This is a genomic window from Saccharothrix mutabilis subsp. mutabilis (assembly GCF_039521145.1).
Taxonomy (GTDB): Bacteria; Actinomycetota; Actinomycetes; order Mycobacteriales; family Pseudonocardiaceae; genus Actinosynnema; species Actinosynnema mutabilis.
Genome location: NZ_BAAABU010000009.1, coordinates 41,628 through 62,969, shown reverse-complemented (window position 1 = coordinate 62,969; position 21,342 = coordinate 41,628). Strand labels below are relative to the sequence as shown.

General features: G+C 72.3%; 20 protein-coding genes. 11 read left to right on the top strand and 9 right to left on the bottom strand.

The window, feature by feature from the left end; translation table 11 throughout:
• Positions 1-8 precede the first annotated feature (8 nt).
• Positions 9-1,952 (top strand): DUF6779 domain-containing protein, encoded by a 1,944-nt coding sequence (locus ABD126_RS20975; RefSeq protein WP_343935560.1) that lies wholly within the window; start codon positions 9-11, stop codon positions 1,950-1,952.
• Positions 1,953-1,958: 6 nt separating this feature from the next.
• On the opposite strand, the gene ABD126_RS20970 is transcribed toward ABD126_RS20975, so the two are convergent.
• Entirely contained in the window at positions 1,959-3,032 is a 1,074-nt protein-coding gene (locus ABD126_RS20970; protein WP_343935559.1) for an NADH-quinone oxidoreductase subunit D, read from the bottom strand.
• A gap of 6 nt (positions 3,033-3,038) precedes the next feature.
• On the opposite strand from ABD126_RS20970, the gene ABD126_RS20965 reads away from it, so the two are divergent.
• Positions 3,039-3,635, top strand: a complete 597-nt coding sequence (locus ABD126_RS20965; RefSeq protein ID WP_343935558.1) for a hypothetical protein — start codon at positions 3,039-3,041, stop codon at positions 3,633-3,635.
• Here the strand turns inward: ABD126_RS20965 and ABD126_RS20960 are convergent.
• Positions 3,611-4,051: a DUF1203 domain-containing protein gene (locus ABD126_RS20960; RefSeq protein ID WP_343935557.1), complete on the bottom strand. Its 441-nt coding sequence runs from the start codon at positions 4,049-4,051 to the stop codon at positions 3,611-3,613. The genes ABD126_RS20965 and ABD126_RS20960 overlap by 25 nt on opposite strands.
• Positions 4,052-4,160: 109 nt before the next feature.
• Positions 4,161-5,069, bottom strand: coding sequence for an SAM-dependent methyltransferase (locus ABD126_RS20955; RefSeq protein ID WP_343935556.1), 909 nt, complete (start codon positions 5,067-5,069; stop codon positions 4,161-4,163).
• Between the two features lie 30 nt (positions 5,070-5,099).
• Between ABD126_RS20955 and ABD126_RS20950 the strand changes: the two genes are divergently transcribed.
• The 5 genes from ABD126_RS20950 (at position 5,100) to ABD126_RS20930 (ending at position 9,578) form a co-directional block, all read left to right on the top strand.
• Positions 5,100-6,275, top strand: a complete 1,176-nt coding sequence (locus tag ABD126_RS20950; RefSeq protein ID WP_343935555.1) for a PrsW family intramembrane metalloprotease — start codon at positions 5,100-5,102, stop codon at positions 6,273-6,275.
• Between the two features lie 88 nt (positions 6,276-6,363).
• Positions 6,364-7,254 carry a Rossmann-like and DUF2520 domain-containing protein gene (locus ABD126_RS20945; protein ID WP_343935554.1) on the top strand — a complete coding sequence of 297 codons (891 nt, stop codon included), beginning with the start codon at positions 6,364-6,366 and terminating at the stop codon, positions 7,252-7,254.
• A gap of 6 nt (positions 7,255-7,260) precedes the next feature.
• Entirely contained in the window at positions 7,261-8,151 is an 891-nt protein-coding gene (gene panC / locus ABD126_RS20940; protein WP_343935552.1) for a pantoate--beta-alanine ligase, read from the top strand.
• An 11-nt stretch (positions 8,152-8,162) separates the two neighbouring features.
• Positions 8,163-8,717: an aspartate 1-decarboxylase gene (panD, locus tag ABD126_RS20935; RefSeq protein ID WP_343935551.1), complete on the top strand. Its 555-nt coding sequence runs from the start codon at positions 8,163-8,165 to the stop codon at positions 8,715-8,717.
• Between the two features lie 75 nt (positions 8,718-8,792).
• A complete protein-coding gene (locus ABD126_RS20930; RefSeq protein ID WP_343935550.1) occupies positions 8,793-9,578 on the top strand; it encodes a type III pantothenate kinase in 786 nt (261 codons plus the stop codon).
• A 262-nt stretch (positions 9,579-9,840) separates the two neighbouring features.
• On the opposite strand, the gene ABD126_RS20925 is transcribed toward ABD126_RS20930, so the two are convergent.
• Positions 9,841-10,605: a class I SAM-dependent methyltransferase gene (locus ABD126_RS20925; protein WP_343935549.1), complete on the bottom strand. Its 765-nt coding sequence runs from the start codon at positions 10,603-10,605 to the stop codon at positions 9,841-9,843.
• Between the two features lie 50 nt (positions 10,606-10,655).
• On the opposite strand from ABD126_RS20925, the gene lysS reads away from it, so the two are divergent.
• Positions 10,656-12,167, top strand: coding sequence for a lysine--tRNA ligase (gene lysS / locus ABD126_RS20920; RefSeq protein ID WP_343935548.1), 1,512 nt, complete (start codon positions 10,656-10,658; stop codon positions 12,165-12,167).
• Between the two features lie 114 nt (positions 12,168-12,281).
• Positions 12,282-12,629 carry a histone-like nucleoid-structuring protein Lsr2 gene (locus tag ABD126_RS20915; protein ID WP_343935547.1) on the top strand — a complete coding sequence of 116 codons (348 nt, stop codon included), beginning with the start codon at positions 12,282-12,284 and terminating at the stop codon, positions 12,627-12,629.
• 170 nt (positions 12,630-12,799) lie between these two features.
• On the opposite strand, the gene ABD126_RS20910 is transcribed toward ABD126_RS20915, so the two are convergent.
• Positions 12,800-13,609 carry a (2Fe-2S)-binding protein gene (locus tag ABD126_RS20910; protein WP_343935546.1) on the bottom strand — a complete coding sequence of 270 codons (810 nt, stop codon included), beginning with the start codon at positions 13,607-13,609 and terminating at the stop codon, positions 12,800-12,802.
• Between the two features lie 326 nt (positions 13,610-13,935).
• On the opposite strand from ABD126_RS20910, the gene ABD126_RS20905 reads away from it, so the two are divergent.
• Positions 13,936-16,494, top strand: a complete 2,559-nt coding sequence (locus ABD126_RS20905; protein ID WP_343935545.1) for an ATP-dependent Clp protease ATP-binding subunit — start codon at positions 13,936-13,938, stop codon at positions 16,492-16,494.
• A 516-nt stretch (positions 16,495-17,010) separates the two neighbouring features.
• Here ABD126_RS20905 and pcp read toward each other — a convergent pair.
• The gene (gene pcp, locus ABD126_RS20900; RefSeq protein ID WP_343935544.1) at positions 17,011-17,640 is read right to left on the bottom strand and encodes a pyroglutamyl-peptidase I; all 630 of its coding nucleotides are present in this window, start codon (positions 17,638-17,640) and stop codon (positions 17,011-17,013) included.
• Positions 17,641-17,700: 60 nt separating this feature from the next.
• Here pcp and ABD126_RS20895 point away from each other — a divergent pair, with 60 nt between their 5' ends.
• Positions 17,701-18,708 (top strand): endonuclease/exonuclease/phosphatase family protein, encoded by a 1,008-nt coding sequence (locus tag ABD126_RS20895; protein WP_343935543.1) that lies wholly within the window; start codon positions 17,701-17,703, stop codon positions 18,706-18,708.
• 21 nt (positions 18,709-18,729) lie between these two features.
• On the opposite strand, the gene ABD126_RS20890 is transcribed toward ABD126_RS20895, so the two are convergent.
• The 3 genes from ABD126_RS20890 to ABD126_RS20880 are packed head-to-tail and all read right to left on the bottom strand — an operon-like array spanning position 18,730 to position 21,335.
• Entirely contained in the window at positions 18,730-19,527 is a 798-nt protein-coding gene (locus tag ABD126_RS20890) for an SIR2 family NAD-dependent protein deacylase (protein ID WP_343935542.1), read from the bottom strand.
• A 6-nt stretch (positions 19,528-19,533) separates the two neighbouring features.
• Positions 19,534-19,845 carry an antibiotic biosynthesis monooxygenase family protein gene (locus tag ABD126_RS20885; protein WP_343935541.1) on the bottom strand — a complete coding sequence of 104 codons (312 nt, stop codon included), beginning with the start codon at positions 19,843-19,845 and terminating at the stop codon, positions 19,534-19,536.
• Positions 19,846-19,862: 17 nt separating this feature from the next.
• Entirely contained in the window at positions 19,863-21,335 is a 1,473-nt protein-coding gene (locus ABD126_RS20880; RefSeq protein ID WP_343935540.1) for a M1 family metallopeptidase, read from the bottom strand.
• Between the last annotated feature and the right edge of the window lie 7 nt (positions 21,336-21,342).

Below are 21,342 nucleotides of genomic sequence, written 5' to 3'. Positions count from 1 at the left end.
TAGACGCCATGACCGGGCGAGGCGCGTCGCAGGACGGCGAGCAGCAAGATCACGGTCGTGGCATTGGGCGACTACTGCTGGTAGCAGCGTTGGCGCTCGCCCTCGGTGCCGCGGCGGTGCTGGTCCTCAGCGACAACGCCCGTTGGCTGAGACTGGCGGTGGTCGCCGCGCTGTGGGCCGCGCTCACGGGGGCGTTCCTCGCCGCCCGGTACCGCCGGCAGGTCGCGGACCGTGACGACGAGGTGGCCGACCTCCAGTCCGTCTACGAGCTGGAGCTGGAGCGCGAGGTCGCCGCCCGGCGCGAGTACGAGCTGGAGCTGGAGGCGGAGACCCGGCGCCGGGTGCGCGAGGAGTCCCGGGAGGACCTGGAGGCGCTGCGCAACGAGCTGCGCGTGCTGCGGGAGAACCTGGAGGCCCTGCTCGGCGGTGAGGTCCTGGTCGAACGGGTGGCGTTGCGCGCGGAGTCGACCCGCATGCGCGCGCTGTCCGACCAGTCGCGGCTGATGGCGGTGGGCGACCAGCGGATCATCACCGCCGGACCCGCGAAGGCCGTGGCCGCCAAGGCGGAGAAACCCGCGCCGGACCGCACCGAGCTGATCGAACGCGTCACCCACGACGGTTCCCGCAAGGACCAGGCCCGCCGCCCCGAACCCACGCGCCCGGAACCCGCCCGCCGCGACCAGCCCCAACCGGCCCGCCGCGAACCCCTCCGCACGACCCCGCAACGCCCGGCCGCGGCCCGCGCGGAGCCGACGGAACGCGTCAACCGCGCCGACTTGGCCGGCCGCCCGACCCCGAACACCACGCAACCACCCCGCCGCCCGGAACCGCGCCCCGCCGCCCCGGCCGCCGCTGCGCACGGTGAGCCGGTGCGGGCGGAGACGCGCCGGCCGACCGAGGGCGTGGCGCTGGACGCGGGCCGGTTGGGCATCGGACTGACCGCCGAACCCGCTGCTCCCGTTGCGGGTGCGGGTGCTGGTGTCGGTGCCGGTTCGGGTGAGCGGCGCGGTCGGGCGGCCGAGCGGACGGAGATGATCAGCCGCGACGCCGTGGCCGCGGACCAGGCGACCCGCCGCCCCACCGAGCCGGTTTCCCGCCGCACCGAGTCCCGCCCCGCCGACACCCGCGCCGTTGCCGACGCTCGCGCGGTCGATCCCCGCGCCGACGCTCGCGCCGCCGAGGCCCGGGTCGCCGACTCTCGCGTCGCCGAGTCGCGTGCCGCTGACTCTCGCGTCGCTGAGGCCCGTGTCGCTGACTCCCGTGTCGCCGAGTCGCGTGTCGCCGACTCCCGCGTTGCCGAGTCCCGTGTCGCCGAGTCGCGTTCGGTCGAGCCCGCGGGGCGGCGCGCGGACCAGACCGGCGGGTTCCGCACCGTGGCGGCGAGTTCCGTGCGCCAGGCCGAGACCGGCGCGCGCCAGACCGGCAGCTTCCCGGCCGTGGCGTCGCGCGGCACCGAGTCCGGAGGTCGTCGGGCCGAGCAGACCGGCGGTTTCCCGGCGGTGGCGGCGTCGCGCGGCACGGAGGCCGGCGGGCGTCGAGCGGCGGCCGAGGGTTCCGGGTTCGGCGCGCACGAGTCCACTGTGGACGCCGGGTTGGCCCGGCCGGCCGCCGTGCGCCGGGCCGCCGAGATGACCGGCGGGTTCCGGCCGGTCGAGAACGCGGGCCAGGCCGAGACCAAGGGCCGTCGGGCGGCGGCGACCGGTGCCGGGTTCCGGCCCGTCACGCCCGCCACCACGCGTCGGGCCGCCGACCACACCGGGTCGTACGAGCCGGTGTCCGCCGAGCCCGCCGCGCGGTCGTCCGCCGAGGTGTCCGGGCGCAGGCGCGCCCCCGAGCCCGTCGCGCCCGAACCGGCCGGCGCGCACGCGGACGGCAAGTCGGTCAGCGAGCTGCTCGCCGCGTTCGGCGGGGCGGACTCGCCGCGGCGCAGGCGTCGGCGGGGCGAGGACTGACCCGGCCTACTTGTCGATGTCGCCGACGACCACGGCGAACGACCCGAGCACGGCCGGCAGGTCGTCCACCCGCGTGCCGGGCAGCAGGGCGGACAGGGCTTGGACGTTGTTGAACGACGGCGTCCGCAGCTTGAGCCGCCACGGCGTCTTCTCGCCGCGGGAGGCCAGCAGCACGCCGGACGTGCCCAGCGGCGCCTCGACGCGCGTGTAGACCGCGCCTTCCGGTGCCTTGATCGCCTTGGGCAGCCGCAGGTTGACCGGTCCGCCGGGCAGCCGGTCCAGGCACTGCGACACGAGCCGCACGGACTGCCGCACCTCGTCCACCAGGCACCGGACGCGGGCGAGGGCGTCCCCCTCGGTCCGGACGACGGGCCGCACGTCAAGGTCGCGGTAACCGGGCAACGGGTCGTCCCGGCGCAGGTCGAGGTCCACCCCGGACGCCCGCCCGATCGGTCCCGTGACGCCGAACGCCAGGGCCGCGTCCCGGCTGAGCACGCCGATCCCCCGCAGCCCTTCGGGAATCACGCCGGTGTCCACTGTGGACACCGCTTCGCGGACGCGGTCGACCCACCCGGCGGGGACGTCCTCGCGGAGCCCGCCGATCCGGTTGAACATGAAGTGGATCCGCCCGCCGGACGCCTCCTCCAGCACGGTCTGGACGGCTTCGCGCCCGTCGGCGGCGACCTGCCCGGTGAGCGGGGTGAGGAAGACGAGGTGAGCCATGATCCGGTTCAGCTCGCACAGCAGCGCCCGCAGGACCTGGGCGCGCGGGGGGACGTCCATGCCGGTCATGCGCTCGACGGCGAGGGCGACGGCGAGTTCGTTGCAGAAGGCGGCGAGCCAGTCGTGGCGGTTGGCCAGCGTGAGGACCTGCCGGTAGTCGCGGACCTCGAACAACTTCTCCGCGCCGCGGTGCAGGTGGCCGACGAGGGGTTCGGCGGCGGTGATGGTCTCGTCGTCGCGGACGGTCAGGCGGAGGCGGTACGCGCCGTGCGCGGACGGGTGCAACGGGCCGAGGTCGACGACCCGGTCCACCCCCAGGTGGCGTGCCCCGGCCCCGACACCAACGGTGATCTCCACGGCCCCATGCTCGCACGCCGGCGCAGGTTCGCCCTGCCGCGGCCTCCGGCCCCCGACACCATGATCGCACGAGCCACCGACAATCCCGGGACTCCACGGTCCACGCCACCGGCCGCTACCGCCGCCACCGGCCGCTCGCCGCTGCCGCTCGCCGCCGCCACCGCCGCCGCCGCCACCGCCGCCGCCGCCACCGCCACCGCCGCAGCCACCGCCGCCGCAGCCGCCGCAGCCACCGCCGCCGCAGCCACCGCCGCGCGCCGCCGCCGCTCGCCGCCGCTACCGCCGCCGCTCGCCGCCGCCGCAGCCACCGCCGCAGCCACCGCCGCAGCCACCGTCGCCGCCAGCACCGCCGCCGCCACCGTCGCCGCCGGCACCGCCGATCCGCTGCCGCCACCCAACCCGCGCCTTGTCCGCCCCGCCAATTCCGGCGCCGGCCGCACGGCCTGCCGCCGGCCCGAGCGGGAGTCGGCAGTGGTGGGCGAGTGGCCGGGGGCTGTCAGAACGGAAGTGTCCGCGTCGGGTCCCGCTGCCGTCGTCGCCAGTTCTCCAGGCCCCGATTCGGGCCGGCTCGCGTGGGGTCAGGTGGTGATGTGGAAGAGGTAGCAGCCGTGGCTCGCGCTGCGGACTTGGACTTCCGCTACAAGAGGATTGTTCAACAGTTCTTCGATCCTCTCGTTCAACTCCTCCGGTTCCGCGATCTCGCCGCCGTGGATGCGTCCATCGGCCGTGTACGTGCGCAACAACCTCCGATTGTGTGCGAACGCCTCCGGGAACACGTCCGCCGACTCCAAGCCCCCGCACGGCAGCATGTGCGCGAACACCGGACCCACCTCCTCGTACGGCCCCCGCCCCGCACTCGGCGCGTACCGGAACAACACCAGCGGCTCGCCGACCCCGGCCCTCCGCAGGCAACACCGCAGCGGCGCACCGGGTGACTCCAGCAACTCGTGGAACTCGTCCGTCCCCGCCCAACCCCGCGCCCGCGCCAGCACGTCCTCGGGCAACGCGTGAATCCTCATACCACCGGAGCCTTCCGCCCGCGGACCCCGGCAAGCCGGCGGTAATCCGACCACCAGACCGACCACCAGACCGACCGACGACCAGACCGCGCGAGACCACAAGGGCCGGTCACGGCTGCCACGGCGGCAAAGGTGGCAGCAAGTCCGTCACCGCCACACCCACCCCGTGCAGCAACCACCCGAAAGCGCCCAACCCCGCCGGATCCCGCAACTCCGCCACCCGACCCGACCGGGCCAACGACTCCAGCCACGCCATCCCCGACCCGCCCACCGAACCGCTCAAACCCAACGCCGCCAACGCGTCACGCTGCGAAACCAACACCCACGAACCCCCGGCCGCCACCGCACAAGCGTCCAGAGCCACGTGCGCGGTCAGATCACAGGACCCGTCGAACACCGGCTCCACCCGCCGCCCACCGCGATAAGCCGCGAAGGTCCCCTCCGCATGACGCCCCGCCGCCCGGTCCGCCAACACGTGCCCGTAGTCGATCGCCAACGCCGCCCCGCGCACCCGCGACACCGCGTCCGCCCACGCCGCGTCCCGGGGCGCACCGATCTCCGCCCGCCACCCCGGCCGCAACGGCCACCACCGCTCCAACCAAGGGTCGGCGCACGGCCACGACACGACCGGGCACGGGATCGCGTCCAGCCACTCGTGGCCCACCAGCAACCCCTGCACGGCACCGGGCAACGACCGTTCCCACGCCACCCCGGGCAGCTCGCGCGCCGGCCCCACGTCCACCGCCGTCACGTGCAGCCGGTCGCCGAGCGACCCGGCAGCCAACTCCCGCACCGCCGCCGACAGCTCACCGCCGCCCGCCCCGACGTCGACGAAATCCACCCGCGCGGGCCGCCCCAGCGCGAAATCCACCCGATCGAGGAGCACCAGCAACGCTTCGGCCAGCTCAGGGCCGATCAACGGGGCCGTCCGGAAGTGGTCGGCGGGCACCGAACCGCGGGTGAAGAAGCCCTCCGGCCCGTACAGCGCCTCGCGCCACGCCCTCTCCGAATCCCGCATCGGTCAAGTGTCCCTTTAAGGTTGCACACTGTGACCGCCTCCCCTGCCCGCAAGCGCGCGAACCAGCGCCGCTGGACCGTCCTGCTGCCGGTGGTGGGCCTGATCGCCCTGGGCGTGTGCGGCCTGGTGCTGCTCGGCCTGGGCACCAGCAAGATCGGCCTCACCCCGATCCTGGTCGGCGCCGTCGCCGCGCTGCTGCCGGTCGTGGCGGTGCTCGGCGCGTTCCTGTGGGTGGACCGGTGGGAGCCGGAACCGGCGAAGATCCTGCTGCTGGCCTTCGCGTGGGGCGCGTGCGGCGCGACGATCACCTCGCTGGTGTTCAACCAGACCGCGCACGTGCTCGGCGAGCTGCTCAACGGCGGCGACGGGTCCACCTTCGCCGCGGTCATCGGCGCGCCGATCGTCGAGGAGGCCACCAAGGCCGCGTTCGTGATCGCGCTGTTCCTGCGCCGGCGCGAAGAGTTCGACGGCGTCGTGGACGGCATCGTCTACGCGGGCGTCACCGCCGCCGGGTTCGCCTACACCGAGAACATCTACTACTTCGCCCGCGTCTTCGTGGACTCCGGGTTCGGCGACCTGTCCAGCGGCGTGATCGCGCTGTTCATCCTGCGCGGCGTGCTCTCGCCGTTCGCGCACCCGCTGTTCACGTCGATGACCGGCATCGGCATCGGCATCGCGGCCATGACGACCAACAAGCGGATCCGGGTGCTCGCCCCGGTCCTCGGGTACCTGGGCGCGGCCGGCCTGCACTCGCTGTGGAACTTCTCCACCACCGTCGGCACCGGCTCCACGTTCATCAACCTGTACTTCCTGATCATGGTGCCGGTGTTCGCCGCCATGGTCTGGCTGGTGGTCTGGCAGCGCCGCCGGGAGCAGCGCATCGTCGCCGGGCAGCTGCCCGAGATGGCCGCCAACCGGTGGATCGCCTCCAGCGAGGTCACCCTGCTGGCCAGCCTCCAGGGCCGGCGGCGGTGGCGGCGCGCGGTGCGGCGCAAGGTCGGCGACCAGGCCGCGCGGGCCGTCGCCGGCTACCAGGTGGCCGCGACGGAACTGGCGTTCCTGCGCCACCGGATGGCCTCCGGCACGGCGGAGGCGGGCTCGGACGAACGTCACGCAGCGCTCCTCGAAGCCCTCATCGCCGCACGTCAGGCCGCTGTCGACGCACCGGGCGCGCTCAACGCCGCGGGTGGTGTTCGTCGCAGTTGACGCCCGGTCCGGCGGACGCGGATTACGCTCGCGGCCGTCGTCCGGTACCCGACCACGGGACTGGAACGCCTCGAACGGAGTACGTCGCATGGACGCGACCCCCCGCCCCGCGCGGCTGGCTGTCGGAGTGATCTCCGCCGGCCGGGTGGGCTCGGTGCTGGGCGCCGCCCTGACCCGGGCGGGCCACGTCGTCGGCTCGGTGTCCGCGGTGTCGCGCGCCTCCCTGGCCCGCGCCGAGGAACTGCTCCCCGAAGTCCCCGTCCTGCCCCCGCCCGAGGTCGCCGCCGGCGCCGACCTGGTGCTGCTGGCCGTCCCCGACGACGAGCTGGCCGGCCTGGTCCGCGGCCTGGTCGCCACCGGGTCGCTGCGTGCCGGGCAGATCGTCGTGCACACCAGCGGCGCGCAGGGCGTCGGCGTCCTCGCGCCCGCGGCCGGGGTCGGCGCGCTGTGCGTGGCGCTGCACCCGGTCATGACGTTCACCGGCCGCGCCGAGGACGTCGAGCGGATGACCGCCTGCTCGGTCGGCGTGACCGCGGCGGACGGCGACGACGCCGCGTGGAACGTCGGCGAGGCCCTGGTCGTGGAGATGGCCGCCGAACCCGTGCGCATCCCCGAGGCCGCCCGCCCGCTCTACCACGCGGCCCTCGCCCACGGCGCGAACCACCTGATCACGCTGGTCGCCGACTGCGCGGACGTGCTGCGCTCCGCGGGCATCGACGACGCCGAGCGGATGCTGGGCCCGCTGCTGTCGGCCGCCCTGGACAACGTCCTGCGCCACGGCGACCGCGCCCTCACCGGACCGGTCGCGCGCGGCGACGCGGGCACCGTCGCCAAGCACCTGCGCGTCCTGGGCGAGCAGGCGCCTGGGACCCTTGCCGCGTACCGAACCCTCGCGCGCCGCACCGCCGACCGCGCCGAGGCGGCCGGGCTGCTCAAGCCCGAGGCCGCCACCGACGTCCGCACCACCCTTGAGGACTGAACCAGCATGACCAAGCCGCTCACCAAGGACGACTACTCGCCCAACGACGTCACGGTGCACCGCGACCCCGACCGGCTGCGGCGCGTGGTGCGCGCGCTGCGCGGCGCCGGGCGCAACATCGCGCTGGTGCCGACGATGGGCGCGTTGCACGCGGGTCACCGCAAGCTGATCCGCGAGGCCAAGGTCATGCAGAACACCGTGGTCGTGGTGTCGATCTTCGTGAACCCGACCCAGTTCGGGGCGGGCGAGGACCTCGACCGCTACCCGCGCACGTTCGAGGCCGACCTGGAGATGTGCCGCGAGGAGGGCGTGGGCCTGGTCTTCGCGCCGAACGCCGAGGACATGTACCTGCCCGGGTCGACGGTGACGCTGTCGCCGGGGCCCCTGGGGGAGGAGCTCGAAGGCGCGGTCCGGCCGGGTCACTTCGCCGGTGTGCTGACCGTGGTGTCCAAGCTGTTCAACATCGTCGAGCCGACCTACGCGGTGTTCGGCGAGAAGGACTACCAGCAGCTGACGCTGATCCACCGCATGGCGCGCGACCTGAACTTCCCGGTCGCCGTGGTGGGCGTCCCGACCGTGCGCGAGGCCGACGGGCTGGCCCTGTCCTCCCGCAACCGGTACCTGTCGGAGGGCGAGCGGCTCGCCGCGACCACGCTGTCGGCCGCTCTGACGGCCGGCGCGCACGTCAGCGGGCAGGGCGCGGAGGCCGTGCTGAAGGCCGCCTCCGACGTGCTGGCCGCCGAACCGGGCGTGTCGGTGGACTACCTGGAGCTGCGGGCGCCGGACCTCGGCCCGGCCCCCGAGAACGGCGACGCCCGGCTGCTCGTCGCCGCCCGCGTGGGCACGACCCGCCTGATCGACAACGCCCCCGTGCTGCTCGGCACCGGCGACGAGTGAGAGGGACCGCGATGCTGCGCACGATGCTCAAGTCGAAGATCCACCGCGCCACGGTCACCCAGGCCGACCTGCACTACGTGGGCTCGGTGACGGTCGACCTCGACCTCATGGAGGCCGCCGACCTGCTGCCCGGCGAGATGGTCGCGATCGTGGACGTCACCAACGGCGCCCGCCTGGAGACCTACGTCATCCCCGGCGAGCGCGGCACCGGCGTCATCGGCATCAACGGCGCCGCCGCGCACCTGGTCAAGCCCGGTGACCTGGTCATCCTGATCGCGTACGGGCAGATGGACGACGCCGAGGCGCGCGCGTACCAGCCGAAGGTCGTGTTCGTGGACGCGGACAACAAGGTCGTGGACCTGGGCGCGGACCCGGCGCACGCCCCCGAGGGTTCCGGGCTGGTGTCCGGGGCGGTCCTGGCGGGTGCCGCGGGGGCTGTCGTGGCGGGGGCTGCCGTGGCGGGTGCGAGCGCGGCGGGTGCGAGCGCGGCGGGTGCGAGCGTGGAGTCGGTGTCGGAGACCGAGGACGCGACCGCGCTGGACGCGTTGATCCAAGCCGAGAACTGATGCAAGCCGAGAAACTGCAAGCCGAGAAACTGCAAGCCGGGAACCGATCCGAGGCCGAGAACTAGGAGCAAGGGCGTGCTGCTCGCCATCGACGTCGGCAACACCAACATCGTCCTCGGTCTCTACGACGGCACCGGCGACAAAGCCGCGCTGGTGCGCGACTGGCGGATGCGCACCGACGCGCGCATGACCGCCGACGAGCTGGCCCTGACCATGCGCGGCCTGCTCGGCGAGTACGCGGACAAGATCACCGGCATCTCGGCGCTGTCCACGGTGCCCGCGGTGCTGCGCGAGCTGCGCGTGATGCTCGGCCGGTACTACTCGGCGGTGCCGAAGGTGCTGGTCGAGCCCGGCGTGCGGACCGGCGTGCCGCTGCTGGTGGACAACCCGAAGGAGGTGGGCTCGGACCGGGTGATCAACACCCTGGCGGCCCACCACCTGCACAGCACGGCGTGCGTGGTCGTGGACTTCGGCACGTCGACCAACCTGGACGTCATCTCCGCGAAGGGCGAGTTCCTCGGCGGGGCGCTGGCGCCGGGCATCGAGATCTCGGTGGACGCGCTGGCGGCTCGGGCGGCGCAGCTGCGCAAGGTCGAGCTGGTGCGGCCCCGGTCGGTGATCGGGAAGAACACGGTCGAGTGCCTGCAGTCGGGCATCGTGTACGGGTTCGTCGGGCAGGTGGACGGGCTGGTGCGGCGGATCGTGGACGAGTTGCAGGCCAGTGAGCCGGGACCGGTGGCGGTGATCGCGACCGGCGGGCTGGCGCCTCTCGTGGCGACCGAGTCGGCCACCATCCAGAGCCACGTTCCCGACCTGACCCTGTTGGGGCTTCGGCTCGTGTTCGAACGCAACATGCGCTGACGCGCTCTCAAGCGTCACGCGCTGGCGCGCTCTCAAGATCAAAAGCGGCGCTCGCCGCGCGGCAGGCCCCCGGGGGTGGAAGGGCGTCGGTTCGTCCCCCGTACGGCCTGCCGGAGGCAACCACCCTTCGCTCTTGTCCGCAACCGGTGAAGCGTGGTTGCGGACAAGAGCGAAGCGCGGTTGGGCTGCGCCCAGGCCGTACGGGGGACGAACCGAGGCCCTTCCTGTGGCTGATAGCCCATAGGCGCCTGCGGCGTGGGTGTCAGGTGCGGATCATGCGCTTGACGTAGGTGATCAAGGGCATGTCGAACTCGCCCTGTGCGGTTTCCGGGTGGGAGCGCAGGTGGGTTCGCATCCTGTCCAGGAGGGCCTCGCGGTCCTCTTGGCTCATGACCAGGGTGTACGAGTGCGTGCCCACCGTGGCCACCAGGCTCTCCGCCGTGCGGCGGTGGGTGTGGGGGAAGGTGGTGTCCTCCGGGTCCCGGAACAGCGGGTGGTCGGGGAGGGCTCGGCCGGTGACGCCGGTCGCCGCCGCGGCCGAGCCGGACACCTTGCCGAACTCCGCCACCCACGGGACGGTCAGGTCGTCCATGTTCCACATCGCCGCCAGCACGCCGCCCGGGCGCAGGACGCGCGCGATCTCCGGCAGGGCCTTGTCCGGGTCGAACCAGTGGAACGCCTGCCCCACCAGCACCGCGTCCATCGTCGCGTCCGGCACGGGGATGCGTTCCGCCGAACCCGGCAGGGCCCGCACGCCGCCGCAGTGGCGGACCAGTTCCGACAGCATGGCCTCGTCCGGCTCCACGGCCGTCACGTGGTGGCCCTCCGCGACGATCCCGCCGGTCAGCTTCCCCGTGCCGGCGGCCAGGTCCAGCACGTCGTGCGGGCCGGGGCCCAGTGGTTCGAGCGACCAGCGGATCGCGGCGGCCGGGTAGTCCGGTCGGTGCTGCGCGTAGGCGGAGGCCTGCGGCCCGAAGGAGTTCGCCCGGCGAGCGGTCAAGTCATCACCCGTCACCGCACCCACCATAGTGAGAACCCGTTCGAATCCCCGAGAGACCTTTCCGTACCCTTCTTGCCGTGAGTGAGCAGCCTGCGAACCCAGCCGTGACCAGTGACGACGACCTGCCCGAGCAGTTGCGCGTGCGCCGGGAGAAGCGGGCGCGGCTGCTGGAGCGCGGGGTCGATCCCTATCCCGTCGAACTGCCGCGCACGCACACGTTGCGCGAGGTCCGGGAAGCGCACCCCGACCTGGAACCGGACACCGCCACCGGACAGGTGGTCGGCGTCACCGGTCGGGTGATGTTCTTGCGCAACACCGGCAAGTTGTGCTTCGCGACGCTGCGCGAAGGCGACGGCACCGAACTCCAGGCCATGTTGAGCTTGAACAACGTGGGCGAGGAGTCGCTGGGCGAATGGAAGTCCGACGTCGACTTGGGCGACCATGTATTCGTGCGCGGCGAGGTCATCACGTCCCGGCGCGGTGAACTGTCCGTGATGGCGCACGAGTGGCGGATGGCGGCCAAGGCCCTTCGTCCGCTGCCGGTGGCGCACAAGGAACTGGCCGAGGAAACCCGCATTCGCCAGCGGTACGTCGATCTGATCGTCCGGGAGCAGGCGCGCAACACCGTGCGCAACCGGGCCGCCGTCGTGCGGTCGCTGCGGGACTCGTTCCACCGGCGCGGTTTCGTCGAAGTCGAGACCCCGATGTTGCAGACGTTGCAGGGCGGCGCGGCGGCCCGGCCGTTCGTCACCCACTCGAACGCGCTGGACATGGACCTCTTCCTGCGCATCGCGCCGGAGCTGTACCTCAAGCGGTGCGTGGTCGGCGGTATCGAGAAGGTCTTCGAGATCAACCGCAACTTCCGCAACGAGGGCATGGACTCGTCTCATTCGCCCGAGTTCTCCATGCTGGAGTACTACGAGGCGTACGCCACCTACGACACCAACGCCGTGCTGACCCGCGAGCTGGTGCAGGAGGCGGCGCTGGCCGTCGCCGGGTCGCACGTGGTGACGCTGGCCGACGGCACGGAGTACGACCTGGGCGGCGAGTGGACGACCCTGACGATGTACGGGTCGCTGTCCGAGGCGGTGGGGGAGGACGTCACGCCCGCGACGCCCGCCGAGCACCTCCGCAAGCTCGCCGACCGGCACGGCCTGGAGACCGACCCGAAGCTCGGGCACGGCAAGCTGGTCGAACAGCTGTGGGAGCACCTGGTGGGCGACCACCTGCACGCGCCCACCTTTGTGCGGGATTTCCCCGTCGAGACCTCCCCGCTGACCCGGCAGCACCGGACGGAACCCGGCGTCGCCGAAAAGTGGGACCTGTACGTGCGGGGATTCGAGTTGGCCACGGGTTACTCGGAACTGGTCGACCCGGTCGTGGAGCGGGAGCGGCTGGAAGCCCAGGCCCGGTTGAGTGCCGCCGGGGACGACGAGGCCATGCCGGTGGACGAAGACTTTCTGCGATCGCTGGAGTACGGAATGCCACCGAGCGGTGGTGTGGGAATGGGCATCGACCGACTGCTGATGGCCATCACCGGCCTCGGTATCCGGGAGACGATCCTGTTCCCCCTCGTGCGCCCTGAATGAAGTAACTTCTCGGACTCCGGTCTGCGCATTGCCGTACTTGTGCGCTAACCTGCACTCGGTAAAGCTTTGGTCGCGGTCGGGGAACACCGCGCATTCGAGTCCAGGAGGATACGCATGGCGCAGAAGGTCACCGTGACCCTGGTCGATGACCTGGACGGTGGGAAGGCGGAGGAGACGGTCGGCTTCGGTTTGGACGGTGTGTCCTACGAGATCGACCTTTCCGCGGATAATGCGAGCAAGCTCCGCGATGCCCTCGCCGACTTCGTCGCCAGTGCTCGCAAGGCGGGCGGTCGCAAGCGCGGTCCGGGTCGTCCGGCCGGTGTGAAGGCGGCGCGTCCCGCGTCCGCCGACCGCGAGCAGAACCAGGCCATTCGGGAGTGGGCGCGCAAGCAGGGGATGAAGGTGTCCGATCGCGGGCGCATCCCGGCGGAGGTGCTTGAGGCCTACCACCAGCAGGGCTGAGATCATTGTCGTGGCGTACGCCACGTCAATTACGTCGAACTACGAAGGGGCCCCGGTTTCGACCGGCGCCCCTTCGTTGTTTCCACCCGATCTTGTCGGACGTCGGACGGTGAAGCTCAAAACGGTGTCGCGTGCAAGGAAGCTTCTGTGAACGGATGCGCCCGAACGGATCAACGGCCGGCGACGCGCGGGCAGGTGTCGCACACCTCGGCGCCCGGCAACGCGTAGTGGAAGCAGCAGCTCTGCCGGCGGCGCGTCCAGCCCGCCTCCGTGGCGTGCAGGGTCGAGGCGGACGTGAACGGCTCGATCCTGTCCGGGAGCAGCAGGGCGGCGTCCGCGACACCGGCCGGCTCGTCCCCGCAGAGCTGGCCCGCCCGCCAGGCCGCGGCGTCCAGGGCGTCGGTGGCCGCCGCCCACAGCATCCGCCGGCCCAGCCGCACGGTCGGCCCGAAGGCCCGCACGAACTCGGCGGCGTGCGCGGCGAACCGGGCCCGCAGGAGGCCGGCCAGGGCGTGGTCGTCGGCGACGACGGTGGCCGCCGGGTGGTTGCCCGCCGGGTCGTCGGGCAGGCACGCGAAGTCGTCGGCCAGCAGCGCCACGGCCACGATGTGCGGCCGGCCCTCGTCGGCGATGCGCACCGCCACGTCGGAGGGGCGCAGCGACGGCACCCGGCGGGCCTGGTGGAACAGGGTGCCGCCGACCATGCCCACGACGCTGAGGTACCAGCTCATGACGTACCCGGCCGTGGTGCGCTCCGGGGCCTCGCCGTAGTGCTCGGTGAGCCAGGCGCCGAGGTCGGCGCGCCAGGCGTCGAAGCGGGCGGGCTCGGCCAGCAGGGTCCCGGTGGTGGTCCAGCCGCGGGTGTCGGCCGGGAGGCCGAAGCGGACCTCGCACCACTCGGCCAGGGCGTTCGCCCGGCCGAGGGACCCGGCGATGGGCGTGCGCGCTTCGCGTGCTCGTGTCCTCGCCGGTACGGTCATGGTGGAAGGCCCTCGCGGTCGGTTCTTAAGGCTTGCCTAACCTTACCGAGGTTTGCTCGACTCGGTGGCCGACGGTGACACCGGTCACGTCGCCGGGTCGCCGCGCGGCGGGTGTTCGCGTTGAGCGGACATCGCCCGATCCGTGGAATCTGCCTGGCAGATCCCACGTTGGTACCGGTGTCAGAGATCCCCGAAGGTGACTGCACGCGAACGGGAACTGAGAGTGTCGGGGCTGACGACTACAGTGGTCCCACGGTGCCGCGCTCTCCACGGCCAATGCTGTGGGTGAGCCCGAGGACCGCCGGCGCAGCAGTCAGGGAGTGCGAATGTTCGAAAGGTTCACCGACCGCGCGAGGCGGGTGGTTGTCCTGGCCCAAGAAGAGGCCCGGATGCTCAACCACAACTACATCGGCACCGAGCACATCCTCCTGGGCTTGATCCACGAGGGTGAAGGTGTCGCCGCCAAGGCGCTGGAGTCGTTGGGGATCGCGCTGGAGGGCGTCCGCCAGCAGGTCGAGGAGATCATCGGCCAGGGCCAGCAGGCCCCGTCCGGCCACATCCCCTTCACCCCGCGCGCGAAGAAGGTGCTGGAGCTGTCTCTGCGCGAGGCCCTCCAGCTCGGCCACAACTACATCGGCACCGAGCACATCCTGCTCGGCCTGATCCGCGAGGGCGAGGGCGTCGCCGCGCAGGTCCTGGTCAAGCTGGGCGCGGACCTCAACCGCGTCCGCCAGCAGGTGCTGCAACTGCTCTCCGGCTACTCGACCAAGGAAGGCGCCGCCGAGTCCAGCGGGCGCGGCGAGGGCACCCCGTCCTCCTCCCTGGTGCTCGACCAGTTCGGGCGGAACCTGACCGCGTCCGCGCGCGAGGGCAAGCTCGACCCGGTGATCGGGCGCACCAAGGAGATCGAGCGGGTCATGCAGGTGCTGTCCCGCCGCACCAAGAACAACCCGGTCCTGATCGGCGAGCCCGGCGTGGGCAAGACCGCCGTCGTCGAGGGGCTGGCGCAGATGGTCGTCAAGGGCGAGGTGCCCGAGACGCTCAAGGACAAGCAGCTCTACACGCTCGACCTGGGCTCCCTGGTGGCCGGCTCGCGCTACCGCGGCGACTTCGAGGAGCGCCTGAAGAAGGTGCTCAAGGAGATCCGCACGCGCGGCGACATCATCCTGTTCATCGACGAGATCCACACGCTGGTGGGCGCCGGCGCGGCCGAGGGCGCGATCGACGCGGCCTCGATCCTCAAGCCGATGCTGGCCCGCGGCGAGCTCCAGACCATCGGCGCGACCACGCTCGACGAGTACCGCAAGTACGTCGAGAAGGACCCCGCCCTGGAGCGCCGGTTCCAGCCGATCCAGGTCGGCGAGCCGTCGCTGGAGCACACCATCGAGATCCTCAAGGGCCTGCGCGACCGGTACGAGGCGCACCACCGCGTCTCCATCACCGACTCGGCGCTGGTCGCCGCCGCGACCCTGGCGGACCGGTACATCAACGACCGGTTCCTCCCGGACAAGGCGATCGACCTGATCGACGAGGCCGGCGCCCGCATGCGCATCCGCCGGATGACCGCGCCGCCGGACCTGCGCGAGTTCGACGAGAAGATCGCCGACGTGCGCCGCGAGAAGGAGAGCGCGATCGACGCGCAGGACTTCGAGCGGGCCGCCAAGCTGCGCGACTCCGAGAAGCAGCTGCTCGGGCAGAAGGCCGAGCGGGAGAAGCAGTGGAAGGACGGCGACCTCGACGTCGTCGCCGAGGTGGACGACGAGCAGATCGCCGAGGTCCTGGCGAACTGGACCGGCATCCCCGTGTTCAAGCTCACCGAGGAGGAGACCACCCGTCTGCTCCGCATGGAGGACGAGCTGCACAAGCGGATCATCGGCCAGGTCGACGCGGTCAAGGCCGTGTCGCAGGCGATCCGCCGCACGCGGGCCGGCCTGAAGGACCCGAAGCGCCCGTCCGGCTCGTTCATCTTCGCCGGCCCGTCCGGCGTCGGCAAGACCGAGCTGTCCAAGGCGCTGGCGAACTTCCTGTTCGGCGAGGACGACGCCCTCATCCAGATCGACATGGGCGAGTTCCACGACCGCTACACGGCGTCGCGCCTGTTCGGTGCCCCTCCCGGTTACGTCGGCTACGAAGAGGGCGGTCAGCTCACCGAGAAGGTGCGCCGCAAGCCGTTCTCCGTGGTGCTGTTCGACGAGATCGAGAAGGCGCACCAGGAGGTGTACAACACGCTGCTCCAGGTGCTGGAGGACGGCCGCCTGACCGACGGTCAGGGCCGGACGGTGGACTTCAAGAACACCGTCATCATCTTCACGTCCAACCTGGGCACGTCGGACATCTCCAAGGCCGTGGGCCTGGGCTTCACCTCGGGTCAGGACACCGCGTCCAACTACGAGCGCATGAAGAACAAGGTCAACGACGAGCTGAAGAAGCACTTCCGCCCCGAGTTCCTCAACCGCATCGACGACATCATCGTCTTCCACCAGCTCACGCAGGACGAGATCATCAAGATGGTGGACCTGATGATCGCCCGCGTCGAGACGCAGTTGAAGAACAAGGACATGGCGATCGAGCTGACCGACAAGGCGAAGAAGCTGCTCGCCAAGCGCGGCTTCGACCCGGTCCTGGGCGCCCGGCCGCTGCGCCGGACGATCCAGCGCGAGATCGAGGACCAGCTCTCGGAGAAGATCCTGTTCGGCGAGATCCAGCCGGGCCAGATCATCATCACCGACGTCGAGGGCTGGGACGGCGGCGAGAACGAGCCGGACGACAAGGCCCACTTCGTCTTCCGCGGCGAGTCGAAGCCCCTGCGGGTGCCCGACGCCCCGCCGGTCGACCTGGCGGCCTCCGGTGGCGACACCGGCGAGTCGGACTCCGAATCCGCCTGACCGCACGGCTGTGGAAACGCCCCTCGGGATCTTCCCGGGGGGCGTTTTCCCACTTCGGGGGCTTTCAGCCGATCGAGTGACATGCAGGTTCGGGAACCGAACCGGACTTCCCGCGTCCCGTGATGTGGAGAGGTCGCGCGGGCCACGGGGACCGATTCGGGTGGGCCGTGGGTGGGCGGCGTGCGCCGTGCGCCGTGCGCCGTGTGGCGTGTGGCGTGTGGCGTGGGACCGGCGTGGGACCGGTGTGGCCGGGATGCCGGGGGAGGGGCGGCTGGTGGCGGCTGGGGCCGGGCTCGGCGGGCTGGCTGGGCGGGCTGGCTGGCTGGGCGGGCGGGCTGGCTGGGCGGGCGGGTTGGCTGGGTTGGCTCGGCGGGCGGGTTGGCTCGGCGGGCGGGCTGGCTGGGCGGGCTGTGAGCCGCCTGGGCGGGCTGCGTGGCTCGGCGGGTGGGCTGCGTGGTTCGGCAGGGCATGCGCCAGCCGGGCGGCTTGTGGGGGGTTTGTGCGCCTGGTTGCGGGCTAGTGGAGGGTGCCGGCTGTGGTGGGGAGGTCGGTTGCGGTGGTCAGGGTGGTGGTGATGATCAGGTTCAGGGCCTCGGCCACCGTGTCGATGGGCAGGCTCGGCGCGTCCGCGTGGCCCTGTTCGGGCGCGTAGGGCACGTGGACGAAGCCGGCGCGCAGGTGCGGGTGTTCGGTGGCCACCAGGTGCATCAGCGCGTAGAAGACGTGGTTGCAGACGAACGTCCCCGCCGTGTGCGACACCGCCGCCGGGATGCCCGCCTCCAGCAGCGCCGCCACGCACGCCTTCACCGGCAGGGTCGTGAAGTACGCCGCGGGGCCGTCGAGGACGACCGGCTCGTCGATGGGCTGGGCACCGGTGTTGTCGGCGATCCGCGCGTCGTCCAGGTTGATCGCCACCCGTTCCGGCGTGATCGCCGCCCGGCCGCCCGCCTGGCCGACGCAGACCACCACGTCCGGCCGGTGTTCCGCCACCAACGCCCGCAGCGCCGGCGCCGACTCCGCGAACGAGCACGGCAGTTCCGCGGTCACCAGCTCGTAACCGGTCGGCACCACGCGGCTCACGGCGTCCCAGGACGGGTTGGTCCGGTCGCCGCCGAACGGTTCGAAGCCCGTCAGCACAACTCTCACCCGAGCAGCCTAGATCGCCGGATCACCGGATCCCCCCGCTGTACGGGCACACTGGATCTCGTGGTGGACATCCGGGAACGTGGCGGCGGCGAAGCGGCTGACGGGAAATCCAAGCGGCCACGGCGCAAGGTCGTCACGTTTCTGCTGGTCGTGGCGGCGATCGCGTTCCTGGCGGCGGCCGGGTTGCGGTTCCTCGGGATCGACGGCACCCGGTACATGATCGCCACCACGGCCCTCATCCCGTACATCACGGCGGCCGGTGTGCTGCTCGGCGCGTTGGCCCTGGTGTTGCGGCGGTGGGCGGTGGGGACGGTAGTCCTGCTGGTCGCCCTCGTGCTGGTGGCGGCCGTCGCGCCGCGCGCCTTCCCCGACCCGCGGCCCAACGGGGTCGGGTTCACCGTCCGCGTCATGGCGGCGAACCTGCTGGTCGGCATCGCCGACGCCGAGGCCGTCGTCCGGACCGCGCGGGAGCACGAGGTCGACGTCCTCGCCTTCCAGGAGCTCACCCCGGCCATGGTCGCCGACCTCGACCGCGCCGGGCTCGACGACGTCCTGCCGCACCGCGTCTTCCTGGACGCCCCCGGCGCGTCCGGCGCGGGCATCGCCTCCCGCTTCCCGCTCACGCCCCGCGCCCTCGCCGCCCCGAGCAGCCTCGGCCAGGCCGGCGCGCTGGTCGACCTGCCCGGCCAGGACCTGGAGGTCGTCTCCGTCCACCCCATGCCGCCGGTCGTCACCGACGGCCCCGACCAGTGGCAGCGCGACCTGGCCGGCCTGCCCGAACCCGACCACAACGGCCTGGTCCGGGTCCTCGCCGGCGACTTCAACTCGACCCTCGACCACGTCGGCCTGCGCCGCCTGCTCAACCAGGGCTACGTGGACGCCGCCGACCAGGTCGGGGCCGGCCTGGAGCCGACCTGGCCGTCCGGGGGAGGCGTGTGGCCGCCGCCGGTCACCATCGACCACGTCCTGGTCGACGGGCGCTGCCCGGTGGAGGACTTCGACGTGGTGGACATCCCCGGCTCGGACCACCGGGCCGTGATCGCCCGTTTCGTCGTCCCCGCGCCGTGAGCACCGCGACCAGCGGGAACGTCAGCGCGCAACGAGTTCGGCCAGGGCCTGGAGGGCTTCCAGAGCGCCCATCCGCAGGGACACCCCGCGCCCGTGCCGCACGTCCGGCTCGCGCGGGTTGACCCGGATCAGCGCCCCGGACGCCGCGCTGGCCAGCTCGGCCTGCCGCCGCACGGTCGGCACCGCCAACCCCGCGCCCAGCTCCAGCACCACCAGGTTCCGCTTGCCCCGCCGCCACTCGACCAGCGCGTCCAACTGCCGCCGGCTCCGGCCGGGCACCCACGCCCAGTCGCCGAACATCAGGATGTTCGGCCGCGCCAGTCCACCGCACGCGCGGCACGACGGCAGCGGCGACACCGCCCGCATGGTCTCCGGGTCGACCTCGACCACCACGTCGTCGGCCGCCCACACCTCGTCGGTGCACGGCTCAACGCACTGGAGGTGGTGGATCGACCCGTGCACCTCGGCCACGTCGGCGAACCCGGCCCGCTGGAACTGCCCGTCCACGTTCGACGTGAACACCCGCGCGCCCCAGTCCCGCAGCACGCCGAACCCGGCGTGCGGCACGGTCCGCCGGTACAGGTCGAGCCGGTGCCCGTAGAAGCCCCACGCGAGCGTCGGGTCCTGCGCGAAGTGCACCGGGTCGGCCAGCTCGACGAACTTCAGGCCCAGCCGCTCGTACGGCGGGTACGCCTGCCAGAACCCGTGGTCGCCGCGGAAGTCGGGCAGGCCGGAGTCGACGCCCATGCCCGCGCCCGCGCACGCCAGCACCGCGTCCGCCGCGGCGATCAGCTCCGCGGCCCGCTGGAGATCACTCAAAGGCGCTCAGGACTTCTTCGGTTCCGACGCCAGGACCACCTCGAACTCCAGCAGGTCCGAGCCGGTGCCCACGGGCTTCGCGCGCTCGCCGGAGTGCGCCTCCCGGGCGGAGCCGCCCAGCCAGTTCTTGAAGTCCTCGTCGGTCTCCCAGTGCGTGACCACGAAGTACCGGGTGTCGCCGGCCACCGGGCGCAGCAGTTGGAACCCGAGGAAGCCGGGCGACGAGTCGACCGCCCCGAGCCGCGCGGCGAACCGCTTCTCCAGCTCCGGGCCGGAACCGTCGGGCACGTGGATCGCGTTGATCTTCACAACCGCCATGCCCCCGACGGTAGCAGTCAGCGGCGCAGGGAGCCGGGGTAGAGCAGGTCGTCGGACGGCGGGAGTTCGGCGCCCCGGAACCACGCCGCGAAGAACGCGTCGAGGTCCTGCCCCGACACCCGCTCGACGTGCTCCTCGAACTCCGGCCACGACGCGTTGCCGTCGCGGTGCTCGGCCGTCCACTCCTTGAGGACCTTGTCGAACGCCTCCTCGCCGACCTGGCGGCGCAGGGCGTGCACGGCGAGCTGGCCCTTGTCGTACACGCCGCGGAACTCGTTGCCGCGCCCCATGTCGTAGAGCTTGCGGCCCCAGTAGGCCTCGGAGTCGCGGGTCCGGGCGACCTCCGAGCGGAACCGGTCGTCCAGGTCCGCGCCGTCCTTGCCCTCCTCCCACAGCCACTGGGCGTAGCTGGCGAAGCACTCGTTGAGGCAGATGTCGGACCACGACCGCAGCGACACCGAGTCGCCGAACCACATGTGCGCGTTCTCGTGGACCATCGTGTCGAGGTTGGCCCACTGCGCGTAGATCGGCCGGGTCTGGGTCTCCAGCGAGAACCCGATGTTGTCGACCAGGAAGATCCCGCCCGCCGCCTGGAACGGGTACGGCCCGAACTTCCCGGACAGGAACTCGATCACCTCGGGCAGCCGCCGGTGGTCGGCGCGGGCGTCCAGCGCGCCCGGCGCGTACGCGCTCACCACGGGCGTCCCGTCGGGCAGCGTGGACCGGTCGAACGTCCACCTGTCGATCGCCACGGTCGTCAGGTAGGTGGCCATGGGCTGCGGGGCGTTCCAGCGGAACGTGGTCCACCCGCCCTCGCTCGTGGAGCCCTCCTCGACGCCGTTGGACACCGCGGACCACCCGTCCGGCACGCGCGCGGCGAGCTTGAACGTGGCCTTGTCGCGCGGGGTGTCGTTGGCGGGGAACCAGGTGGTCGCCGAGTGCGGCTGGCCCGCCGCGAACGCGCCGCCGGACGCCGAGATCTGCCAGCCGCTGCGGCCCAGCGCCCGGTCCTGCACCACGGTCGGCTCGCCCGCGTAGGTCACGGTCACGACGAACCGCTGCTCGCGGCGCAGCGGCTGGGCGGGCGTGACGACCAGTTCGTGGTCGCCCTCGCGCGCGAACCGCGCCTCCTGCTCGTCCACGGTCACCTCGGAGACCTCCAGCTGGTAGAGGTCGAGGTTGAACCGGCTCAGGTCGGCCGTGGCGACCGCCGTGATCCGGGCCTGCCCGTCGAGGTGCTTCGTGGCCGGGTCGTAGCTGATGGCGATGTCGTAGCCGCTGACGTCGTAGCCGGAGTTGCCGTCCTGCGGGTAGTACGGGTCGCCCGCGCCGTCCCCGCCGACCTCGTCCACCACCGGCGGGGTGCTCGTGGGCGGGACCGCGACCGGGCGGCCGGTCTCCGCGGGCAGCTTGGCGACCAGCACCCCGACGACCGCCAGCACCAGTGCGGCGACGAGCAGGTAAGGGCGGGCCTTGGGGCTGAGTGCCATGCCGACA